Origin of the sequence: Sulfitobacter sp. 1A10359, assembly GCF_043558145.1 — a bacterium.
Taxonomy (GTDB): Bacteria; Pseudomonadota; Alphaproteobacteria; order Rhodobacterales; family Rhodobacteraceae; genus Sulfitobacter; species Sulfitobacter faviae.
The window spans coordinates 189,439-208,592 of sequence record NZ_JBIFGB010000004.1 but is presented as its reverse complement, the minus strand read 5'-3'; the positions used below and the strand labels follow the sequence as shown (position 1 = coordinate 208,592).

The window sequence follows — 19,154 nt, the reverse complement described above, 5'->3', positions numbered from 1 at the left end:
GAAACAGTTATGACAACTGACAAGAATTTGGTTCTGCTCGGCGGGGCGCATGTGCATCTGTCCGACCATCTGGCGCATATCGAACAGCGCGGCTGGCGCGTCTCGCATGTTTTCGACCGGGATGAGGCCCGCCAAGAGGCGCTTTGTGGCCAGTTCAAGGCCAGCGGGGTGGCCTTGTCTGACCTTGCCCGATTGGATATGCGCGGCGCAATTGTGTGCAGCGAAACGGTGTTTCATGAGGAGGACATCACCGCCGCTCTGAACGCCGGTCTGCCGGTTTTTGTCGAAAAGCCGATGGCGGGCAGCGCCGAAGCGGCGCGCCGCTGCGCTGACTTGGCCTGCGAAAAGGGCTTGGTCTTGGCGACGGGGTATTTCCTGCGCAAATCCGCTGCGCTCAACCAGCTGCACGAGAGTATCGCGCGGGGCGCATTGGGCCGGGTGTTAGAGGCCCGCGGACGCTTTTCCCATGACGGCGGCTATGCCGATTGGCTCGACCTCGATTGCTGGATGACCGACCCGGCGCGCGCCTGCTATGGCGGGTTCGTGGATGAGGCGGTGCATGTCATCGACCTTTTGCAATGGCTCGTCGGCCCCATCGCCTCGGGCCATGCGGTCACGGGCAACGCGCTTGGTTGGCCGGTGGATGACCACGGCGCGGCCCTGATCCATTTCGCGACCCCACCCGCCACCGGCGTGGTTGAGGCAGGCTGGACGGATAGCGAAATGCGCCTTGAGTTGGACATCGTGGGCGAGGCCGGTTGGGCGCGGTTGCGGGCGGGCGTGCTGGATTTCGGTCGCAGAGGCCAGCAGAAACCGGTCGAGAGCATAGAGCTTCCCCCGCTTGATGCGGGCGAGGGGGTGGAGCCTTTTTTGGACACCTTGGAAGGCAAAGATGCGACCGGCCTCGTGCCGCCGCAGGACGCCGCGCAGGTCAATGTCCTGCTTGATGCAATGAAACTCAAGCGCGGCGGATCGTGATTTTTCCGACCTTCTTGGAACAATGACCAACGGCGGGCGTTCTTTCGTTAATTGGTCAAAAAATTTACCTGAAATAGGAGCGGTCTTTATGTCCCACCCCTCCAACGTCCGGCCCCCATCACGGCGCGATCTTTTGAAAATGATCGGTCTGGCCGCTGGTTCCTCCACCATGCTGCACGCCATGTCCTCCCTCGGGCATGCCCGGCAAAGCCCTTACAAAGGCCCCATCGAACTTTCCGGCGCGCCTCAGGGGCGCAAGGTTGTTGTGCTGGGGGCGGGTCTTGCGGGCATGTGCGCCGCGCTGGAACTGCGCAACGCGGGCTACGAAGTCAGCATCCTAGAGTATCAAAAGCGCGCCGGGGGCCGCTGTTGGACCCTCAAAGGCGGCGATGAATTCGAAGAATTGGGCGGCTATAAGCAAAAGGTCGAATTCTCCAAAGGGCAATATATCAACATCGGCCCGTGGCGCATTCCGCATCACCATCTGGCGCTCTTGGACTATTGCCACCGGTTGAACGTGCCGCTGGAAGTATTCGTTCAGGAAAACCAAAACGCCTATCTCCATTCGCAAACGGCATTCGACGGCAGACCAATTCGCTATGGCCATGCTTGGGCGGATTACGTGGGCCAGATCACGGAATTGCTGGCCAAATCGGTCGATAAAGGGCGGCTTGATAGCGCGCTGACCAAAGAGGACACTGAGATCCTTTTGGAATCCCTGAAATCCTTTGGCATCCTGAACAATGATTACAGCTATGAGGCCAGTCTCGATACCGCTGAATACCGCGGCTATCCTGAGAATGGCGCGCCGGGCGGGGGGCTTTACAACGCCGCGCCTGAACCTTCTGAGCCGATTGCCTTGGAAGACCTGCTGAAATCCCGCTTTTGGGAGAAGATGCGCAACCACACGACCTACCGCCACCATGCGCCGATGTTCCAGCCCGTGGGCGGCATGGAAGAGATCGCCCATGCCTTTGCCCGTGAGGTGGAGGATACGATCACCTATAACGCCAAGGTTGACCGGATCCGGCAGACCGAAAGCGGGGTCGAGGTGGAGTATTCCAGCGCCGATGGCGAAGGCGAGGGCGGGGTTGAAACGGCGGATTACTGTATCTGCACCATCCCCTTCACCGTGCTCAGCCAGCTTGATGTCGATGTCTCTGCCGACATGCGCCGCGTCATGCGGGCGCTGCATTACCATGAGGCGGTGAAAGCCGGACTTGAGATGAAGCGCCGCTTTTGGGAACGGGATGAGCAAATTTACGGCGGCATCACCCTGACCGACCTGCCGATTGCCGAGATCAGCTATCCTTCGGCTGAGATGCATTCCGATGGGCCGGGCGTGCTGCTGGGCTGCTATGCCTATGGGCCCCATGCCTATGCCTTCAACTCGATGTCGCCCGAAGAGCGGCTGGAAACCGTCTTGGAGCAGGGCGCGCGGATCCACCCGCAGTACCGCGATGAGTTTAGCAGCGGTGTGGTGCTGAGCTGGCACCGGGTGCCGTGGATGCTGGGCTGTTACTCCGATTGGGATGACCGGGGCCGCGATTATGAGATCGCCGCGACCATGGACAACCGTTTCGTCTGCGCGGGGGAGCATATCAGCTATCTGCCGGGGTGGCAGGAAGGCTCTCTGCTCTCTGCGCTGGATGCGGTGCGACAGGTCCATGACCGCGCGGTGAAGGAGGGTTGAACCATGCGTTATCTGATCTTTCCCCTGCTCATGGCGCTCGCCACGCCGAGCCTTGCGCAGGAGGACAATTCTCAGGTCGATGCCGGTCGGCGTGATCTAGGCTCCACCACAGAGAAATTCACCGATAGCGAGGGGTCCGATCTTTACCGCCGCGCCTGTTCGGGCTGTCACGGGCCAGAGGGCGAGGGGGCATATGGCGCCGGGAAATACCCCGCTTTGGCCGCCAACCCACGGCTGGGGCACAAGCGCTATCCGGTCAACCTGATCCTTGAAGGCAATGGCGCCATGCCAGCCTTTGCCGATTGGCTGGATGATGAACAGGTCGCCGCCATCGTGTCCTACATCCAAACCAACTTGGGCAATGACTACGAAGGCGATGTCACCGCCGAAGAGGTCAAGCGTATGCGGGCCGAGTTCGCCGATCTGGAGGAGGGGTAGACCATGCGACTTTCAATTCTTGTTCCCTTTGCCACCTTCGTCGCCTGTGCTGCCGCGGCGCAGTCTCCGCCACCGCTCTTCGACGACGCCGATGATGGCGGCGTGGAACGTGCCCCGGATACCGCTTTGGGCCGCACCGTCGCCTCGGGCGGCGCGCAGCAGGGCGGCGTCGGCATGAAATGCATGGCCTGCCACGGGCTGGATGACGCAGGCGCAGGCTTGGGCGAAATGCCCGGTCTGGCCGGGCTGCCTGCCGATTATATCGAAGCGCAGCTTCAGGCCTTCATGGCGGGTGAACGGTTTTCCCCGATCATGGTGCCCATCGCCACGCAGTTGACCGAAGAAGAGCGTTTGGCCGTGGCGGATTACTACGCCTCCGTCGCGCCGAAACTGTCCAAGTTCGATCACGGGGCCCCGCCGGATGTGGTGCAACAGGGCGGCGCGCTTGCGGCCTCGGGCAGTGACAGCGTGCCAGCCTGCAACCAATGTCACGGTGGCAGCGACACAAGCGGCGCGGCGATCCCGCGTTTGGCGGGGCAATCGGCGCAGTATATCGCCGATCAACTGGTGGCTTGGCAGAACGGCGACCGGGCGAATGGGCCGCTTAACGTCATGGAAGACATCGCCAAATCGCTTAGCGATGAGGAAATCCGCGCGGTTGCCCTATACTACCAACAGACGCCGCCTGATGCGGAATAAAGCTACACCACTACGGATACAGATGGCCCCAAGCTGATGGCAATTCGCCCGGCCTCTTTCTTCCGGTCGGGATCCTCGACCGTGATGACCGTCGCGCGGCCGCGTGTAATTGCGCTGACCCTCGGCAAACACGCGCCGATCTTTGGCGCGTTGTGCCTGCCGCCCGGTGCTTGGGCCTTGGCCGAGGGGGACTTGCCGCTAGCGCTGGTCTTGCTCGCGCCGGTTGTCCTCTCGGGCATGGTGCATGTCACGGTGCGGTCGCGCCCGCTGCCCGATGATCTGCGCGGGATGGAGGCGATGATGACCGTGGCTTTGGTCTTTCTCATCGCCGCGCTGTTGACCACACCCGCTTTCGTTGCCCTTGGCATGCCCCCCATAGATGCGTTTTTCGAGGCGGTGAGCGGCATCACCACCACCGGCCTTACCGTCGCGCAGGAGGCGGAAAGCTGGCCTTTCGCGGGCCATGTCCTGCGCGGCTGGATGCAGTGGTGCGGCGGTCTGGTGATCGCTACGGCGGTGCTGGCCCTACTGCTGCCGCGGGGCCGCCCGGCGCGGCGTCTGGGGCGGGTCGATATCCAGCAGGGGGATCGCATTTCATCGACCCGAGAGCAGGCGCGGCAGCTTCTGACTGTCTATAGCGCGCTGACCTTGGTCATGGTGCTGCTCACCATGCTGGTGATCCCCGATTGGCGTGAGGCATTGGTGTTGACCCTCGCCGCGATTTCGACCGCAGGATTTTCGCCCCGCCCCGACAGTCTGGCCAGCTATTCTCCGCTGGGGCAGGGCATGGTCATCCTGTCCTGCGTCTTGGGCGCGATATCGCTGCTGGTCTTTGTCTTTGTCGGCCAGGGGCGGCACCGTGAGGCTTGGAAGCTCGGCTCGGTCCAGCGGGTGCTGGTGGCGATTGCGGTGGCCTTGGTCATTTACCTCGCCGCGGTGCTGACCACCTCCCAAGATCGCGAGCTCAGCCTCTACGCCCATGCGCTGAACCTGATTTCGGGGCTGACGACGGCGGGGTTTTCCACGGGCCCGGTCTATGATGCCGGTCCTGCCTTGCTGATCCTGTTGCTGGCGATGCTCTGGGGCGGCGATGCCGGATCGACGGCGGGGGGGCTAAAGCTCAGCCGTCTGCATGTCTGTATCGGGGCAGTGGTCCATGCGGTGCAGCATGTGCGGCTGACGGAACATGCCATCGCCCCCCTGCGCCACAGTGGCCGGCCCGTGTCGACCGAAGCGGTCGTGTCACTTTTGGCGCTGGTGCTCATCTACTTCAGCTTTGCAGGGCTCTTGTGGTTTCACTTCGTGGCCCATGGCTATGCCCCGTTGCCCGCCTTGTTCGACACGATTTCAGCGCTTTCGACCGTGGGCCTCTCAACCGGGGCGGTGGGGGCGGACATGCCCGGCGATCTGAAACTCTCGGTCGCCTTCGCCATGTGGCTGGGCCGATTGGAATTCATCGCGGTGCTGGCGCTTTTGCTGCCACGCAGTTGGACCCGCCCGAGTTAGGAGATTACCCATGCGTATCGTCATCATCGGCGCGTCGAGCTTTGGCCTCGCCATTGCGGAGGAGTTGATCGAAACCGACCGCGAGGTCGTGTTGATCGACAAGTCGCGCGAGTTGTTGGAACAAGCGGCAGAGCGGATCGACTGCGGCATGATAGAGGGTGACGGCAGCAACCCCGATGTGCTGCGCGAGGCGTTCCGCGACGAAGATGACGTGTGCATCGCCGTGACCAATGCCTCCGAGATCAACATCCTCGCGGCGCTCATTGGTCGGTCCATCGGCTATGGCCGCGTGATCCCGCAGATCACCTCGAACGCGCTGCTGCGGGTCTGTTGCGAGTTGGGCTTGGACGACGTGATCAACCCCCATGCCAAGGTCGCCGAAGACATCGTGGATATGCTGACCGGCGATGACGAGGCAATGAAAGAGCCGCTGCTACAGGATGATCTGCTGCTGACCCGCGTCACCGTGCCCGAGCGTTTGGCCGGGGAGCGGTTGGACCTGCCGGGCCAAGGCCGCGTTGTGGCCCTGATCCGGGATGGGGAAGAGCAATTGCCGGGGCGGGATGTCACCATGCAAACGGGCGACGTGCTGATCGTGGTTCTGCCGCGCGACAGGCAGGAAGACCTGACCAAAGCCTTCGCGGCAGGCTAACCCGCTCAGCCCGCGCTTTGGGCCAAGCTGTCGTGCCGCAGCAGTTGCCGCACTTGAAGCGCCACCAGCACCATGAACAGCCCGCCGCCTGCGACCCACATCAACGCGCCCGCCAGTTGCTGGTCAGCCAAGGCGGAAAGCCCATAGGGCAGGGCGGTCAGCTCGTGCCAGCCATGCCACGCCGTGGGGGCGAGGGTGAGGGTCACCGCAAAAGCGGTCAACTGTGCTGCGGTAAAGACCGCAGGCACCGCCGCCTGCGCCCCGGCACCGCGAAACCCCATGAAAAGCGCAATCGCGCAGCCCGTCAGCGACAGATGCATCGCCCAATAGACAAGGTCGGACTGCAAGGTCGCCGCATAGGGCGTCGGGCTGTGCCACCCCCAAAACAGCAGGGCAAAGACCAAGGCGAGGGGCCAGAGCGGCAGCCGTACTTTCGGCAGTGCCGCCGCGATCAGCGGTGCGGCGATGAGGGTGAGCAGAATATGTTGCCCCACCCGGGCCGAGAACAGCGCCATTGAGGCCGCGCAGAGCGGTGAGATGAACAAGAAGGCCACCAGCGCCGCACCGCTCAGCGCTTGGCCCCGCCGCTCGGCCCGCGTCCAGAGCAGGGCCGCAAATGCCACCAGCCCGACCAGCAGAAAGGGGTCGAGGGTCCAGCGGGTCAAAAGCTCTCCGGGGAGGGGCGGTGTGCCGCAGAATGGGGTATAGGCGTCCTGTTGCATGAGGGGTCTCCTCTCTCTCTATCCGTGGCAGCCGGGCAGGATCAGCACCGGGGTTAGATTGGCCAGCGTGGCGATGAGCGAGATCAGCCCGGTCCACCATCCCGCGCGCAGAAGGGCGGTCTCATCCCGGTTCAGGTCCGACCGCCGACCGCTATGTGCGCCCCGCCACATCCAAAAGATTTGCACCATCGCCATGGCAAGCGTCAGCACGACGGCGATGATCAGCAGGTGGTCCTGCCCCAGCAGTGCGCGCGGCGCGCAGGCGGCTGAGATCAGCGCGTAGATCAGCGTGAAATGCAGCGCCCAGAGCAGGGCCGGTTTGGCGATGCCTTTGGTCAGACCTCTCATATCGCGCCTCCTGCCAGCAGATAGGCCGCCGCCGTGACCCCGCCCATGATGGCCACCACCTTGGCGAATGTGGCGATGAGCAGGTTGGGCAGCATCTGCCCCGGCTGGACCGCGCCCACGGCTTTGCGCAGCGCATTGATGAGCGACCAGTAGAGCACCACGGCAAGGTATCCCGCGACGAAGGCGAAAAGCGCCCAGCCCACGGCGGCATAGGCCGACCCATAGGGATCGACCTCTTGGATCGACAGGAACAACAGCGCGCCCAGGGCGATGGCGCCCACGGCCAGTCCCAGATCGACGGCGATGACCGATTTGACCTTGGCCCCATAGGCCGCCCGGCGGCTGGCCCAACTGAACAGCAGCAGGCCCAGAGCGGCGAGGGCTGCCAGACCCGCCATGAGCGGATCAGCGGCGGGTGTCGTCTCGGCCCAATGGGGCTGGGTGTTCCACAGGTAAAGCCCGGCAAAGAGCAAGGAGGCGAAGAGTGCGGCGGAGATCAGCATCGTGCCCACCACCGCCAAATGCAGGTGACTGCGCGGATCGACGATATTAACCGGCAGGCGCAGTTTGCCCAAGCCGCTGTCGCGCAGCACGCCGCTGTCCGACGGCTCCCAAATCCACGCGGTGATCCCCGCCAGCGCGATGGCGAAACCGACCGCCACCAGCCAATAGGCCGAAGCCAGCGTCGCGCCAAAGCCAAGCGCCAGCCCGAAGGCCGTGATCAGCGGCACCCATGTTGGATGGGGCAGGCGCACGATCTGCATCGGCGCGCCGGTCACTGGGTCATTGCCCATAGTCTCGCGCCGGTGGTCGGTGGTGGGGCGCAGCGCGCCTTCGACCTTATGGGCCGGGCGGTCCAGCAACTCGGGCTGATCCCAAAGCGGCTCACGCGAGCGGACGGGGGGAATGGCGTGGAAGTTGAACCCCGGCGGGATTGGCGGATAGAGCCATTCGAGCGTGCCCGCGCCCCAAGGATTGCGCCGCGCGCGCAGCCCGTGACGCTGGTGCCAAAAGAAGTCGAAGACAAAAAGCACCACGCCCGCGGCGAGAATGTAGGAGCCGATCGACGACAGCATGTTAAGCCGGTCCCAGCCCAGCCCTTCGGGGTAGCTGGCGATCCGCCGCGGCATGCCGCGCATGCCCGTGAGATGCATCATGAAGAAGGTTACGTTGAAGCCGATGAACATCAGCCAAAAGACCCAGCGGCCCAGCGTGTCCGACATCATCCGCCCGGTGAAATGCGGCATCCAGTAGTAGAGCGCGCCGAACATCGGGAAGACGAAGCCGCCGATCAGCACGTAGTGCAGATGCGCCACCACGAAGTAGCTGTCATGGGCCTGCAGGTTGAAGGGCACCGCGGCCACCATCACGCCGGTGAGGCCGCCCAACACGAAGATGAACAGGAAGCCGAGGATGAAGAGCATCGGCACCTCCATCCGCGGCTTTCCCTGCGCCAGCGTGGCGAGGAAGCAGAAGATCTGCACCCCCGTCGGGATTGCCACCATCGTCGAGGCGGCCGAGAACAGCGTCAGCGACATCACCGGCAGGCCCGTGGCGAACATGTGGTGCGCCCAGAGGCCGAAGCTGAGGAAACCCATCGTCACCACCGCGGCCACGGCAAACCCGTAGCCGAAAAGCGGCTTGCCCACGAAGGTCGGCAGCATCGTCGCCACCATGCCCGCGGCGGGCAGGAAGATGATGTAGACCTCGGGGTGGCCAAAGAGCCAGAACAGGTGCTGCCAGAGCAGGGGATCGCCGCCAAGCGCGATGTCGAAGAAGGGCAGGCCCAGAAGGCGCTCGGCCTCCAGAAGGATCGAGCCGATGATCAGCGGCGGGAAGCCCACGGCGATCATGAAGGCGGTGATCAGCAGATACCACATCAGGATCGGCATCTTGGTGAGGCTCATCCCCGGCGCGCGGGTGCAGAGGATCGCGGCGATGATCTCCACCGCCGCGGTCACGCTGGCGATCTCGGCGAAAGTGATGCCGATGAGCCAGAAATCCGCCGAGAGGTCCTGCGTATAGGCGCTGGTCGAGAGCGGCACATACATGAACCAGCCCCCCGCGGGGGCGGCGTCGAAGACGAAGGACGACAGCACGATGATGCCGCCAAACAGGTAGCAGTAATAGCCAAAGGCCCCGAGCCGCGGAAACACAAGGTCGCGCGCGCCCACCATGAGCGGGATGAGATGCACCGCGAACCCCTCAAGCATGGGGATCGCGAAGAGGAACATCATGATCGTGCCATGCATCGTGAAGACCTGATTGTAGGTCTCGGAATCGAGGAAGGTGTTGTCCGGCACGATGAGTTGGGTGCGCACCAGCAGGGCGAGGAAACCAGCGATCAGGAAAAAGACGAAGCCAGTGACGAGGAAGCGTTTGCCCACCACCCGGTGGCTGACCGAGGACAGATAGCGGATGCCCGGCGGGTAATCCCAAATCTGCTCGAACCCCTTGTCAGGCGCGCCCTTGGCGCTGCCGGAATAGGTCTGATCCTCGGGCAGATCCACGACATATGCTTTACGGTCCGTCATTTAAGGCTCGCCAGATAGGCCGAGAGCGCGCGCAGGTCGGGCCCCGGCAGATGATTGTAAGAAGGCATCTTGGCCCCCGGTTTCATCGCGGTCGGATCCGCGATCCAACCCGCGAGCGTGCCTTGGTTCATGCGGTACATCCCCGCGCCAAGGCTGCCGCGCGCGCCCACGCGGGTCAGGTCGGGCCCAAGCGTTCCGGTCTCAGCCACGCCGCGGATGGTATGGCAGGCGGGGCATCCCGCCTCGACAAAGACATCGCGCCCGCGGGTCAACTCCGTGGTGGCCGCGTCTCGCGCCTCGCCACTGCCGCGTTGCATCCAAGCGTCGAAGTCTTCGGGCTCCATCACGACGACCTCAAAGGCCATCTTGGGGTGCGACAGCCCGCAGAACTCAGCACATTGCCCGCGAAAGCGCCCCGTCTCGGTCGCCATGACGGGCAGGCTGTTCACCCGCCCCGGGATCATGTCCATCTTGCCGGTGAGCTTTGGCACCCAAAAGGAATGGATCACGTCGCTGGATTTCAGCCGAAAGGTGACAGGGCGGCCCTTGGGGATGACGATCTCGTTGGCACCGCGCATGGCCCAGCCTTCGGGGTCATAGACCACGTCCCACCAGAACTGCTTGCCGGTCACTTCGATAACCAGCGCTTCGGGGTCTTCCGAGGTGATGCGTTGCAGGATGACGGTAGAGAAACCCATCAGGATCAGCACCGAGACCAACGGCAATGCGATGCCGCCTGCCCAAATCCACCATTTTTGCGGGGCGAGCCTTCCAGCGAGGACACCCCAGACGAAAAGCAGCAGCAACACGAAGACCACGCCAAAGGCCACGGTCATGCCGATGGTCAGCCCGTTGATCGCCGTGGCACCGACCCCCTCTGGCGCGAGGGCGGATTGCACGCCGTATTCGCCAAGCGTGGACTGTGCGGTCTCGCTCATTCGCGCACCTCCGATCCCAGAAGATAGGCGGCAATGTCGCGCGCTTCGTCACGTTTCAGGCCTAGGTTCGGCATGGCGGTCTCAGGGCTATGGGCGGGTGGGTTCATCAACCAACGGGTCAGATCGCCGGGGCGGTTCGGCAGAACGCCCGCGACATAGGATTGTTGGGCGAAGTCATGCAGATCAGGGCCAACGGTACCTTGGGCATCGCGCAGCCCCGGCACGCGGTGGCAAGCGCCGCAGCCATGAAGCCGGATCAGGGCAACCCCGCGCTGCGGGTCGGCATCCAGAAACCGGCGCGAGGCGGCTTCGTAATCCGGGGTCTTTTCCACCAGTCCTTGGCGAATGTTGATCCGGGCCCAGTCCGACACCTGCCGCGAGGCTTCTCGGATCGGTCCTGACACAGCGGCGGCAAGGCTGCTTTGCGGCGGCAGGGCCGACCAGACCATCGCGAGGCCGGTCAGCAGCAGAACCGATATGACGGTGAAGACGCGCATGCCTCAGCTCACTGCGTCGGCGCCGTGGAAGGCTCCAACAGCGGTGACGTCTCGGGCGGCAGCGGCTGCGTCGGGCGGACACGGTTGTAATAGGCGCTGACGGCTTCGATATCTTTCTGGGTCATCTTTTTGGCGATGGCGGACATGACGTTGTCCACGTCATTGTCGCGCTTGCCCTCTTTCCACATCTGCAATTGATGCGCCATGTAGCTGGCATATTGCCCGGCAAGGTAGGGCACCGAGGGCGGGTTGCCGAGGCCGCTTGGCCCGTGACAATTTACACAAGCGGGCACGCCGCGCTCAGCCGAGCCGACAGCGCCAAGCTGGCCGCCCCATTGCAATGTCATGCCATCCACATCGCCCAAGGGCGGGGTATAGGGGGCCGCGATCGTGGCGTAATAGGCAGCAACAGCCTCCATCTCTTCTTCGGTCAACTTCTTGGCGATGCCCGACATGACGCGGTTCTGCCGGTCGCCCGAGGCATAGTCCTTGAGCTGCTTATAGGTGTACCACCCGGCCTGACCGGCCAGCCGTGGGAAGGCGCCCGAGCCGTCGCCCGCGCCATCGCCGCCGTGGCAGGTGATGCAGGCCATGCCGCTGTCGCCCGCCTCGGATCCGCCCATGGCGACCAGCCGACCCAGCTCCAGCACATCGTCGTCGACCTCGGTGTTCACTGTCGCGTTGAAGCGCAGAACGTTGTCTTGCAAACGTTGCTCCATCGCCGAGATGCCGGGGGCGGCCTCGTAATTCTGGGCGCGGATGAAACCGGCGGAAATGCCGAGAACGGCGATCGCGCTACAGGTCGTCAGAACGGTACGGAATGTCATGGGGCGGTCCTTTCGATCTGTCTTAGGCATCCATCAAGGGGCCGGGGTTCGGCAGGTAGTCGCGTTTCATGTGTTCAAGCGTCCAATAGGCGAGGCCCATCAGCGGCCCGGTGGGGTTGTAGCCAAGGTTCTGCGGGAACAGGCAGGCACCGAAAACAAAGACGTTGTGATGGTCCCACATCTGGCCATAGCGGTTGACCACGCTGGTCTCGGGGTCGGTGCCGATCACCGCGCCGCCGACGTTATGGGTGGTCTGATAGGGGACGATGTCATAGTGGCTGTCGATCGCCGCGTTGTTGCTGCCGCTGACGGAAGTCACATTGTCCATCTCGCGGGCGACCTCCATCGCGCGCTGCATCACATAGTCTGACATCTTGCGGTCATTCTCGGGGAAATCGAAGGTCATGCGCAGCAGCGGGCGGCCATAGGCATCGGTCCATGTCGGATCAAGGTCGAGGTAATTCTCGGGCGTCGAGACCGAAGAGCCATGCACCACAAGATCGGCGTGATGATTGTAGTTCTCGCGCACCGCGCGTTTCCACTCCGCGCCCCATTTCGGCGTGCCTTCGGGCACCGGCTGATAGCCGATGGGCCGGCCATGGTATTGTTTGCAGGCGATATAGCCGCCGCCGACGAAGCCCAGATCGCTATGGTCGAAATTGTCGCCGTTGTAATCGTCGATCACCACGCCGAGCGCGCCCGCGCCCATATAGGGGTCGGTTTTCACACTGTCGTCGAAGAAGGCATCGACCCCGGCCACGGTTTGATAGCTGTAGTTGCGCCCAACGACGCCGGTGCGGGTCTCGGGGTCATAGGGTTTGCCAAGGCCGGAGACGAGCATCAGATGCACGTTCCACAGCGCATAGGCGTTCATGCAGATCGTGTCGGCGGGCTGAAAGACCTCTTCGCCGTTCTCATCAAGATAGATCGCCCCGGTGGCGGTCTTGCCGTCTTCGCTCTTCTCGATGCGCAACACCTGTGCGTTCAGGCGGATCTCGAAATTCTCGTGGTCCTTGATCCGGTCATAGACGCAGATGATCGGGTCGGCCTTGGCATAGTAGCCGCAGCCGAAACGCTCGCAAAAGCCGCAATAGGTGCAGGGGTGCAGCTGCGCGCCATAGGGGTTTACATAGGCTTTGGTCACATTGGCCGAGGGCATGGGGAAGGGGTTCAACCCCATCCGCTCGGCCGCCTTGCCAAAGAGCGTGTTGGAGATGGGCTGGCGCATCGGCGGGTTGGGGTAATCCGCGCTGCGCGGCCCCTCAAAGACGTTCCCCCCGGCAAGTGCGTCGCCGTTTAGGTTGCCAGCTTGCCCGGCGGCTCCGCAAATCCGTTCGAAAAAGTCGAGATGTGGTTCAAGCTCATCATAGGTGACGCCCCAGTCCTGAATGCTAAGCTCGGGGCCGATGAAATCCTTGCCGTAGCGCTCTTCGTAATGGCTGCGCATTTCAAGGTCAGAGGGCAGGGGCCGCCAAAGCTGGCCGTTCCAATGGATGCCTGCACCGCCCAAGCCCGATCCGGGCAGGAAAGACCCCAGCCGCCGCATCGGCAGCGCTCGTTGGTCACGGTTGTTGCGAAAGGTCAGCGTCTCTTTCTTGACGTCGACCATATGCTCGTAACGGTGGGCGTATTTAAGCTCGTCATGCTCCTCGGGCGCGCCGAAGGATGTGGCGGTATGGCGTTGTTTGCCCCGCTCCAGCACGACGCAGCGCTGTCCGGCATGGGCCAATTCGTAGGCGGCAGTCAGGCCGGTCCAGCCACCGCCGATAATCAAGACATCCGTTTTGGGAAGCGTTCTGGGTGTCATCAGTCAGACCCTCCGCCAATCGCGCGGGGCGGATAGGGGGAGCCGCCACGATCATGGGCAATGCCACGCGGCGGCGGCGTGACCGAGCGTTCGTGTTCGTCCACCCGCTCAGTGTAATAGGCATGCGCCCCCGGGAACCCGACCATGCGCCAGCCGGCGTAATCGTGATTACCCAGATAGATCGGATCGGCGAAATACCCCTGCCGGGTCAGCTTCCACAGTTCCGCGATCAGCGTGCCGATAAAATCATCCCGGTTCGATAGTTCTTCGACATGATCGGCGCGGGCAGTGGCATCCATCGTGGCAAAATCCCCCAATTGGCGCGCCTGCTCTATTCCTTGGCGGAGGAGTTGGGCCGGTGTGAATTCAAGCTGATATCCCTGTTCCGCCACAGCCCCATCGGGAAAAGGCGGTTCAAGGTAGAGCCCTTTCCCCGCGCCATAGGCCGTGGCCATCTGGTAATCGATAAAGTCGACCACACCGGCTTGCGAGGCCGAGGGAAACTCGTCTTGGGGAATGAAAACATCGACCACGGCGGCCATCCACCGCGCTTCGTCATTCGTGAAAAACGCCCAAGGCCGGTCATCGCGGGCGGCAAAGGCGTGTTGCACCGGCAATCCGACTGTCGCGGCACCTGTACCAAGTGCGATTTGGGCTAAAATAGCTCGCCGTGAAAAGAGCTTTGCCATAAATTGCGGCTCCGCTTAAAAAATAGGTCTGCATCACAACAACGGTAAACTTCCCGTGGGGTTCCGGAACTTTGTGAACTTTTTCACTAATTCGCGAACGGATCGCCCCCTCGCGCGTTGACCGGGCATGTTTGCAAGCCTTTCCACCCCGATCCTCTTCGCTCTTGGCGGCCTCGCCGGGCTTATCATTCTCGTGACCGGCTACCGTATGACGGGGCTCAGCGACCAGATCGCGGACCGGACCGGCTGGGGGGAGGCGCTGGTTGGCGCGGCTTTGCTCGGCGCGGCCACTTCCATGTCTGGCACCGTCGTCTCACTGACCTCGGCGCTGGACGGGCGGGCCTCATTGGCCTTTTCGAACGGCATCGGGGGGATCGCGGCGCAGACGGCCTTTCTGGCCTTAGCGGATATGATTTACCGTAGGGCCAACCTCGAACATGCGGCAGCTGATCTGGCGAATGTCTTTCAAGCGGGGCTGCTGCTGCTTCTGCTGACGGTGCCGCTGATGGCCTTCACCGCGCCGGAGGTGGCGTTCTGGGGTGTCCATCCCGCCAGTGTCGCGCTGTTCGCGCTCTACGCCTATGGCATGCGGGCCACCGCCCGGCTGCGGGAAGAGCCGATGTGGCATCCGGTATCCACCTCGGACACCCGCGCGGATGAGCCGGAGGACGACGAAGAGGCCGAGAAACCCGTGGGCGCATTGGTCGTGCCCTTTCTGATTTTGCTGGTGCTCATGGGTCTTTCCGGCTTCGCCGTGGCGCGGATTGCGGCGGAAATCTCGGACCGGTTCGACCTGTCGGATACCGTGGTGGGGGCCACGATGACGGCGGTGCTCACCTCTCTGCCCGAGCTTGTCACCACCCTCGTCGCAGTGCGGCGCGGGGCGCTGCAATTGGCCGTGGGCGGGATCATCGGCGGCAATACGTTCGACACGCTGTTCCTGACCCTGTCGGACATCGGGTATCGGGACGGCTCGCTCTATCACGCGATCACGGCGGATGACCTGTTCTGGCTCACCGTGGCGATGATGATGACGGCGGTTCTGATCCTTGGCCTGATCTTTCGCCAGCGCAAGGGGATCGGTTGGGAGAGCATCGGCTTGTTGGTGATCTACGCAGGCGCGCTGGCGGTGCAGGTCTTGTAAATTCACGTAACAAGGGAACTATCTCATCAAGTTACCGTTATCCCCATGATGCTACCGGCCTCGCCCGCCCGAATTTTCAGCAGGAGATAGTCATGAGAAATGCGCCGCTTCTAGCAATTACGCTGATTGGCAGCCTCGCCGCGACGGCACTGCGATCCGAGACTGAGACACCGCAATTCATTCCCCAAGACACGATGATCGCCCTGTCGAGCCTGAATGGCCACAAGATGTTTCTGCCCGCCAAGGATGCGCCGCTGGCCGATATCGACCTCGAAGAATTGAAAGAGCCGATGGAAGGCTGGACCATGGCCGGGCAGGTGTCCGAAGTGGTCATCACCCGCGACGGAACACTGCGCGGCATCATCGTCGATGCGGGCGGATTTCTGGGCAAAGGGGCGACGCGGGTGTTGTCCCTTGATGATCTGCGTTTCCTGCCGGACGCGGATGAAGAGAACGAGTTCTTTCTGCTCTATACCGGCCAGAAAGAAGATCTGAAAGCCGCCCCTGAATACAACGAAGACGACGTGCGCCTGCGCGCTGCCGATATGCGTGAGGGCGGTGAGAAGATCGAGATCGTTAAATTGAGCGATCTGGATTCCGAAGAATTCCTCGGGCTCGCGGTCTTTGGCCAGAACGACAATTGGATCGGTGAAATTTCGCAGGTCACTTTTAGCGAAGATGGCCAGATCAAAATGGTGATCCTCGACATCGGCGGCTTCCTTGGCTTGGGCGAAACGCAGGTCGCTGTGCCGCTGGATATGATCGAGTTGCGCCGTTTGGGCGGGGACGATCTGCGGGCCTATGTCTCGGCGACCGAGAAGCAATTGCAGGAAATGGAGCCTTGGGAAGAGGACAACTGAGCCACTGGCCGCGCGGGCCAACCTCGGAATTAGGCGCAAAGAATATTTTAGGAGAGCATGATGGAGAGCGCGAAATTTGATCTACACCTGATCGACTATGCGATTGTGGTGGCTTATTTTATCGGTGTCGTCGCCCATGGCATTTACGTTTCGCGCAAACAATCCGGCGGGTCCGAGGATTATTTCCTCGCCGGTCGGTCGCTGCCTTGGTATCTGATCGGTTTCTCGCTTTTTGCCTCCAACATGTCCGGCTCCAGCTTTGTGGGGCTAATGGGCGGGGCCTATGCGAATGGCGTCGTGATCTTCAACTACGAATGGACTGCGGCGCTGGTCTTGATCCTATTCGCGATCTTCATTCTGCCGTCTTACCTGCGGGCCAAGATCTCGACCGTGCCGGGATTTCTGGAAGAGCGCTATGACGTCCGCTCACGTCGGGCGTTTTCGCTTTTCACCATCCTTGCCATCATGTTCATCGACACCGCCGGGGCGCTTTATGCGGGCGGCTTGGTCATCTCCAACGTCACCGGCTACCTGAACCTTTGGGCTGCCGTCGCGGTGCTGGCCTTGGTCGCAGGCATCTACACCATTCTGGGCGGGCTTTCCGCGGTGGTTGTCACTGACACGGTACAGGCGATCTTGCTCATCATCGGGGCCGCGGCCCTGTTCTGGATCGGCCTTGATGAGATCGGCGGCTGGGAGGAACTGTTCACCGGCACGCCCGAAGATATGACCCATATGATCCTGCCCGCGGACGATGATTTCCTGCCGTGGACGGGGCTTTTGGGCGTTATCTTGCTCGGCTTTTACTATTGGACGATCAACCAGTTCGTCGTTCAGCGGACATTGGGAGCAAAGGACCTAAAGGAAGGGCAGATCGGGGCCATTTTCGCCGGTTTCCTGAAACTGCCGAACATCTTTTTGATGGTGCTGCCGGGGGTGATTGCGCTCAAGCTCTACCCCGATCTTGAAACGCCTGACCTTGCTTTCCCCACGCTGGCGTTTGAGTTGATGCCGATTGGCGTGCGCGGGCTGATCATGGCGGCGCTGATTGCGGCGATCATGTCCTCGCTCGACTCCGCCTTGAACTCCGCCTCGACCTTGGTGGTAAAGGACTTTGCCGAGCCGATGTTCAACGTGAGCGAAGAACGTCAGGTCTGGATGGGCAAGCTGGTCACCGCGGGCGTCATGGTCTTTGGTGCGATCTATGCCCCGATGATTGCCGGGTTTGAAAGCCTGTTCAGCTATTTCCAATCCTCGCTGTCCTATATTGTGCCGACCATCGTGGTGGTCTATATCCTCGGCCTGATGTTCAAACGGTTGAACGGCAACGGCGCGTTTTGGACGATCATGTTTGGCCTCATCATCGGCATTCCGCTTTTCGTGTTGAAAGAGGTGACGAATTACTGGGCCTATATGGGGCTGCCGGAAATCCACTATACGGTGATGTCCTCGATCATGATGACCATCGGGATCATCCTGCATTTCGGTATTTCCTACGCCACCTCGCCGAAGGAAAAAGAGAATATCGAAGACCTTGTCTGGCAGGGGGAAGAGGCCAAGGAGATCTTTACCCAATGGGAGAAACCGCTGTGGCAGGATCGCACCCTCTGGGCCGGGCTGCTTGTTGTGGCCACGCTGGCGATGGTGGTTTGGTGGGCCTAAGCGATGGAGACGCTGGACCGCATAGCGACAGGTGTTGCGACGCAGCTTGAAGCCGCGCCCGATTTCGTTAGCCCCTTGCTTGCCGTGCTTCTGGCCTGCGCGGCGGGGCTGGCGGCGCATTGGATCGGATCCAGCATTCTCGACCGCGTAATCTCGGAAAAGAACATCACTGGGCGGTCCTTGCTGCGCCGGGCCCGCAGACCGCTGCGCCTTGCTGCCGTGGTCGCGGCGCTCGCTTGGGTGCTGCCGAATGTACGGCTCTATGGCTGGCAGGACGGTGCGGCGCATCTGTTTCTGGTCTTGCTGATCATCCTCGTGGGCTGGACGCTGATCCTGCTGACCAATCATTTCGCCGAACGCGCCGTGCGGCGGCATCGGTTGGATGTCGAAGACAATCTTTCGGCCCGCAAGTTCGTGACCCAAGCGCGGGTGCTGCGCCGGACCGTCACCATCATTTTGGGGATTTTCACCGCCGCTGGGGTGCTGTTGACCTTTGAAAGCGTGCAGAAATACGGGGCCGGGCTTTTCGCCTCGGCCGGGGCGGCGGGGCTGGTGGTTGGGCTGGCGGCCCGCCCGGTGCTGACCAATCTGATCGCGGGGCTTCAGATCGCCATCACTCAGCCGATCAGGCTCGAAGATGTGGTGATCGTCGAAGACGAATGGGGCTGGGTGGAAGAGATCTTCGCCACCTATGTCGTCGTGCGCCTGTGGGATTGGCGGCGCATGGTGGTGCCGCTGTCCTATTTTATCGAAAAGCCGTTTCAGAATTGGACCCGCGAAAGCGCGTCGATCATCGGGACGGTGTTTTGGTATCTCGATTACACGGTGCCGATTGGCGAAATGCGCGCGAAGCTTGAGGAACTGGCCAAAGCCTCCCCCCTATGGGACGGGCAGGTGGTCAACCTTCAGGTTTCTGAGACCGAGAAAGACAGTATCGCCGTGCGCGGTCTTGTCAGCGCACGGACCTCACCACAGGCATGGGATCTGCGCTGTGAAATCCGCGAGAAGATGATCGACTGGCTGCAAAAAGAGCATCCCCAAGCTCTGCCACGTCTGCGAGGGAATATGGAGATCCGCAGCCGTGATGAGCCGGACATGTCATCGAAAGGCGAGGCTCCGGTGATGCCCTAAAGGGGGCGCAGGGCCGACCAAGGAAACGA

The 19,154-nt window shown here is 62.1% G+C and carries 18 protein-coding genes; 10 read left to right on the top strand and 8 right to left on the bottom strand.

The window, feature by feature from the left end; translation table 11 throughout:
• Positions 1–9: 9 nt before the first annotated feature.
• The 6 genes from ACGYK2_RS12240 (at position 10) to ACGYK2_RS12215 (ending at position 5,966) form a co-directional block, all read left to right on the top strand.
• Positions 10–978, top strand: coding sequence for a Gfo/Idh/MocA family protein (locus ACGYK2_RS12240; protein ID WP_271689207.1), 969 nt, complete (start codon positions 10–12; stop codon positions 976–978).
• A gap of 88 nt (positions 979–1,066) precedes the next feature.
• Entirely contained in the window at positions 1,067–2,671 is a 1,605-nt protein-coding gene (locus tag ACGYK2_RS12235; RefSeq protein WP_271689208.1) for a flavin monoamine oxidase family protein, read from the top strand.
• A 3-nt stretch (positions 2,672–2,674) separates the two neighbouring features.
• Positions 2,675–3,109: a cytochrome c gene (locus tag ACGYK2_RS12230; RefSeq protein WP_209217580.1), complete on the top strand. Its 435-nt coding sequence runs from the start codon at positions 2,675–2,677 to the stop codon at positions 3,107–3,109.
• A gap of 3 nt (positions 3,110–3,112) precedes the next feature.
• Positions 3,113–3,808 (top strand): c-type cytochrome, encoded by a 696-nt coding sequence (locus ACGYK2_RS12225; RefSeq protein ID WP_271689209.1) that lies wholly within the window; start codon positions 3,113–3,115, stop codon positions 3,806–3,808.
• A gap of 36 nt (positions 3,809–3,844) precedes the next feature.
• Complete coding sequence (locus ACGYK2_RS12220) at positions 3,845–5,314, top strand: TrkH family potassium uptake protein (protein WP_271689210.1); 1,470 nt, start codon at positions 3,845–3,847, stop codon at positions 5,312–5,314.
• A gap of 10 nt (positions 5,315–5,324) precedes the next feature.
• A complete protein-coding gene (locus ACGYK2_RS12215) occupies positions 5,325–5,966 on the top strand; it encodes a TrkA family potassium uptake protein (RefSeq protein WP_271689211.1) in 642 nt (213 codons plus the stop codon).
• 5 nt (positions 5,967–5,971) lie between these two features.
• Here the strand turns inward: ACGYK2_RS12215 and ACGYK2_RS12210 are convergent, their stop codons facing one another.
• The 8 genes from ACGYK2_RS12210 to ACGYK2_RS12175 are packed head-to-tail and all read right to left on the bottom strand — an operon-like array spanning position 5,972 to position 14,250.
• Complete coding sequence (locus tag ACGYK2_RS12210) at positions 5,972–6,688, bottom strand: cytochrome c oxidase assembly protein (protein WP_271689212.1); 717 nt, start codon at positions 6,686–6,688, stop codon at positions 5,972–5,974.
• 18 nt (positions 6,689–6,706) lie between these two features.
• Entirely contained in the window at positions 6,707–7,036 is a 330-nt protein-coding gene (locus ACGYK2_RS12205; RefSeq protein WP_271689213.1) for a hypothetical protein, read from the bottom strand.
• Complete coding sequence (ctaD, locus tag ACGYK2_RS12200) at positions 7,033–9,570, bottom strand: cytochrome c oxidase subunit I (protein ID WP_271689214.1); 2,538 nt, start codon at positions 9,568–9,570, stop codon at positions 7,033–7,035. The genes ACGYK2_RS12205 and ctaD overlap by 4 nt, the downstream gene beginning before the upstream one ends.
• Positions 9,567–10,508 carry a cytochrome c oxidase subunit II gene (gene coxB, locus ACGYK2_RS12195; RefSeq protein ID WP_271689215.1) on the bottom strand — a complete coding sequence of 314 codons (942 nt, stop codon included), beginning with the start codon at positions 10,506–10,508 and terminating at the stop codon, positions 9,567–9,569. The genes ctaD and coxB overlap by 4 nt, the downstream gene beginning before the upstream one ends.
• The gene (locus ACGYK2_RS12190; protein ID WP_271689216.1) at positions 10,505–11,005 is read right to left on the bottom strand and encodes a cytochrome c family protein; all 501 of its coding nucleotides are present in this window, start codon (positions 11,003–11,005) and stop codon (positions 10,505–10,507) included. The genes coxB and ACGYK2_RS12190 overlap by 4 nt, the downstream gene beginning before the upstream one ends.
• A gap of 8 nt (positions 11,006–11,013) precedes the next feature.
• Positions 11,014–11,832 (bottom strand): c-type cytochrome, encoded by an 819-nt coding sequence (locus ACGYK2_RS12185; protein ID WP_271689217.1) that lies wholly within the window; start codon positions 11,830–11,832, stop codon positions 11,014–11,016.
• Between the two features lie 22 nt (positions 11,833–11,854).
• The gene (locus ACGYK2_RS12180) at positions 11,855–13,639 is read right to left on the bottom strand and encodes a GMC family oxidoreductase (protein WP_271689218.1); all 1,785 of its coding nucleotides are present in this window, start codon (positions 13,637–13,639) and stop codon (positions 11,855–11,857) included.
• Positions 13,639–14,250, bottom strand: coding sequence for a gluconate 2-dehydrogenase subunit 3 family protein (locus ACGYK2_RS12175; RefSeq protein ID WP_231886308.1), 612 nt, complete (start codon positions 14,248–14,250; stop codon positions 13,639–13,641). Before ACGYK2_RS12175 ends, ACGYK2_RS12180 begins: the two co-directional genes overlap by 1 nt.
• A 205-nt stretch (positions 14,251–14,455) precedes the next feature.
• On the opposite strand from ACGYK2_RS12175, the gene ACGYK2_RS12170 reads away from it, so the two are divergent.
• From ACGYK2_RS12170 to ACGYK2_RS12155, 4 genes are all read left to right on the top strand, one after another.
• Positions 14,456–15,472, top strand: coding sequence for a sodium:calcium antiporter (locus ACGYK2_RS12170; RefSeq protein ID WP_271689219.1), 1,017 nt, complete (start codon positions 14,456–14,458; stop codon positions 15,470–15,472).
• Between the two features lie 92 nt (positions 15,473–15,564).
• On the top strand, positions 15,565–16,332 hold the full coding sequence (locus ACGYK2_RS12165; RefSeq protein ID WP_271689220.1) for a PRC-barrel domain-containing protein: 768 nt from the start codon (positions 15,565–15,567) through the stop codon (positions 16,330–16,332).
• A gap of 60 nt (positions 16,333–16,392) precedes the next feature.
• Positions 16,393–17,994, top strand: a complete 1,602-nt coding sequence (locus tag ACGYK2_RS12160) for a sodium:solute symporter (protein WP_271689221.1) — start codon at positions 16,393–16,395, stop codon at positions 17,992–17,994.
• A gap of 3 nt (positions 17,995–17,997) precedes the next feature.
• Positions 17,998–19,125 carry a mechanosensitive ion channel family protein gene (locus ACGYK2_RS12155; RefSeq protein WP_271689222.1) on the top strand — a complete coding sequence of 376 codons (1,128 nt, stop codon included), beginning with the start codon at positions 17,998–18,000 and terminating at the stop codon, positions 19,123–19,125.
• Positions 19,126–19,154 lie beyond the last annotated feature (29 nt).

Coding starts and splice junctions, on each gene's coding strand:
- ACGYK2_RS12170 (WP_271689219.1), top strand. CDS start 14,456: ATGTTTGCAAGCCTTTCCACCCCGATCCTCTTCGCTCTTGGCGGCCTC.
- ACGYK2_RS12225 (WP_271689209.1), top strand. CDS start 3,113: ATGCGACTTTCAATTCTTGTTCCCTTTGCCACCTTCGTCGCCTGTGCT.
- ACGYK2_RS12185 (WP_271689217.1), bottom strand. CDS start 11,832: ATGACATTCCGTACCGTTCTGACGACCTGTAGCGCGATCGCCGTTCTC.
- ctaD (WP_271689214.1), bottom strand. CDS start 9,570: ATGACGGACCGTAAAGCATATGTCGTGGATCTGCCCGAGGATCAGACC.
- ACGYK2_RS12205 (WP_271689213.1), bottom strand. CDS start 7,036: ATGAGAGGTCTGACCAAAGGCATCGCCAAACCGGCCCTGCTCTGGGCG.
- ACGYK2_RS12230 (WP_209217580.1), top strand. CDS start 2,675: ATGCGTTATCTGATCTTTCCCCTGCTCATGGCGCTCGCCACGCCGAGC.
- ACGYK2_RS12235 (WP_271689208.1), top strand. CDS start 1,067: ATGTCCCACCCCTCCAACGTCCGGCCCCCATCACGGCGCGATCTTTTG.
- ACGYK2_RS12190 (WP_271689216.1), bottom strand. CDS start 11,005: ATGCGCGTCTTCACCGTCATATCGGTTCTGCTGCTGACCGGCCTCGCG.
- ACGYK2_RS12210 (WP_271689212.1), bottom strand. CDS start 6,688: ATGCAACAGGACGCCTATACCCCATTCTGCGGCACACCGCCCCTCCCC.
- coxB (WP_271689215.1), bottom strand. CDS start 10,508: ATGAGCGAGACCGCACAGTCCACGCTTGGCGAATACGGCGTGCAATCC.
- ACGYK2_RS12215 (WP_271689211.1), top strand. CDS start 5,325: ATGCGTATCGTCATCATCGGCGCGTCGAGCTTTGGCCTCGCCATTGCG.
- ACGYK2_RS12220 (WP_271689210.1), top strand. CDS start 3,845: ATGGCAATTCGCCCGGCCTCTTTCTTCCGGTCGGGATCCTCGACCGTG.
- ACGYK2_RS12160 (WP_271689221.1), top strand. CDS start 16,393: ATGGAGAGCGCGAAATTTGATCTACACCTGATCGACTATGCGATTGTG.
- ACGYK2_RS12240 (WP_271689207.1), top strand. CDS start 10: ATGACAACTGACAAGAATTTGGTTCTGCTCGGCGGGGCGCATGTGCAT.
- ACGYK2_RS12180 (WP_271689218.1), bottom strand. CDS start 13,639: ATGACACCCAGAACGCTTCCCAAAACGGATGTCTTGATTATCGGCGGT.
- ACGYK2_RS12165 (WP_271689220.1), top strand. CDS start 15,565: ATGAGAAATGCGCCGCTTCTAGCAATTACGCTGATTGGCAGCCTCGCC.
- ACGYK2_RS12155 (WP_271689222.1), top strand. CDS start 17,998: ATGGAGACGCTGGACCGCATAGCGACAGGTGTTGCGACGCAGCTTGAA.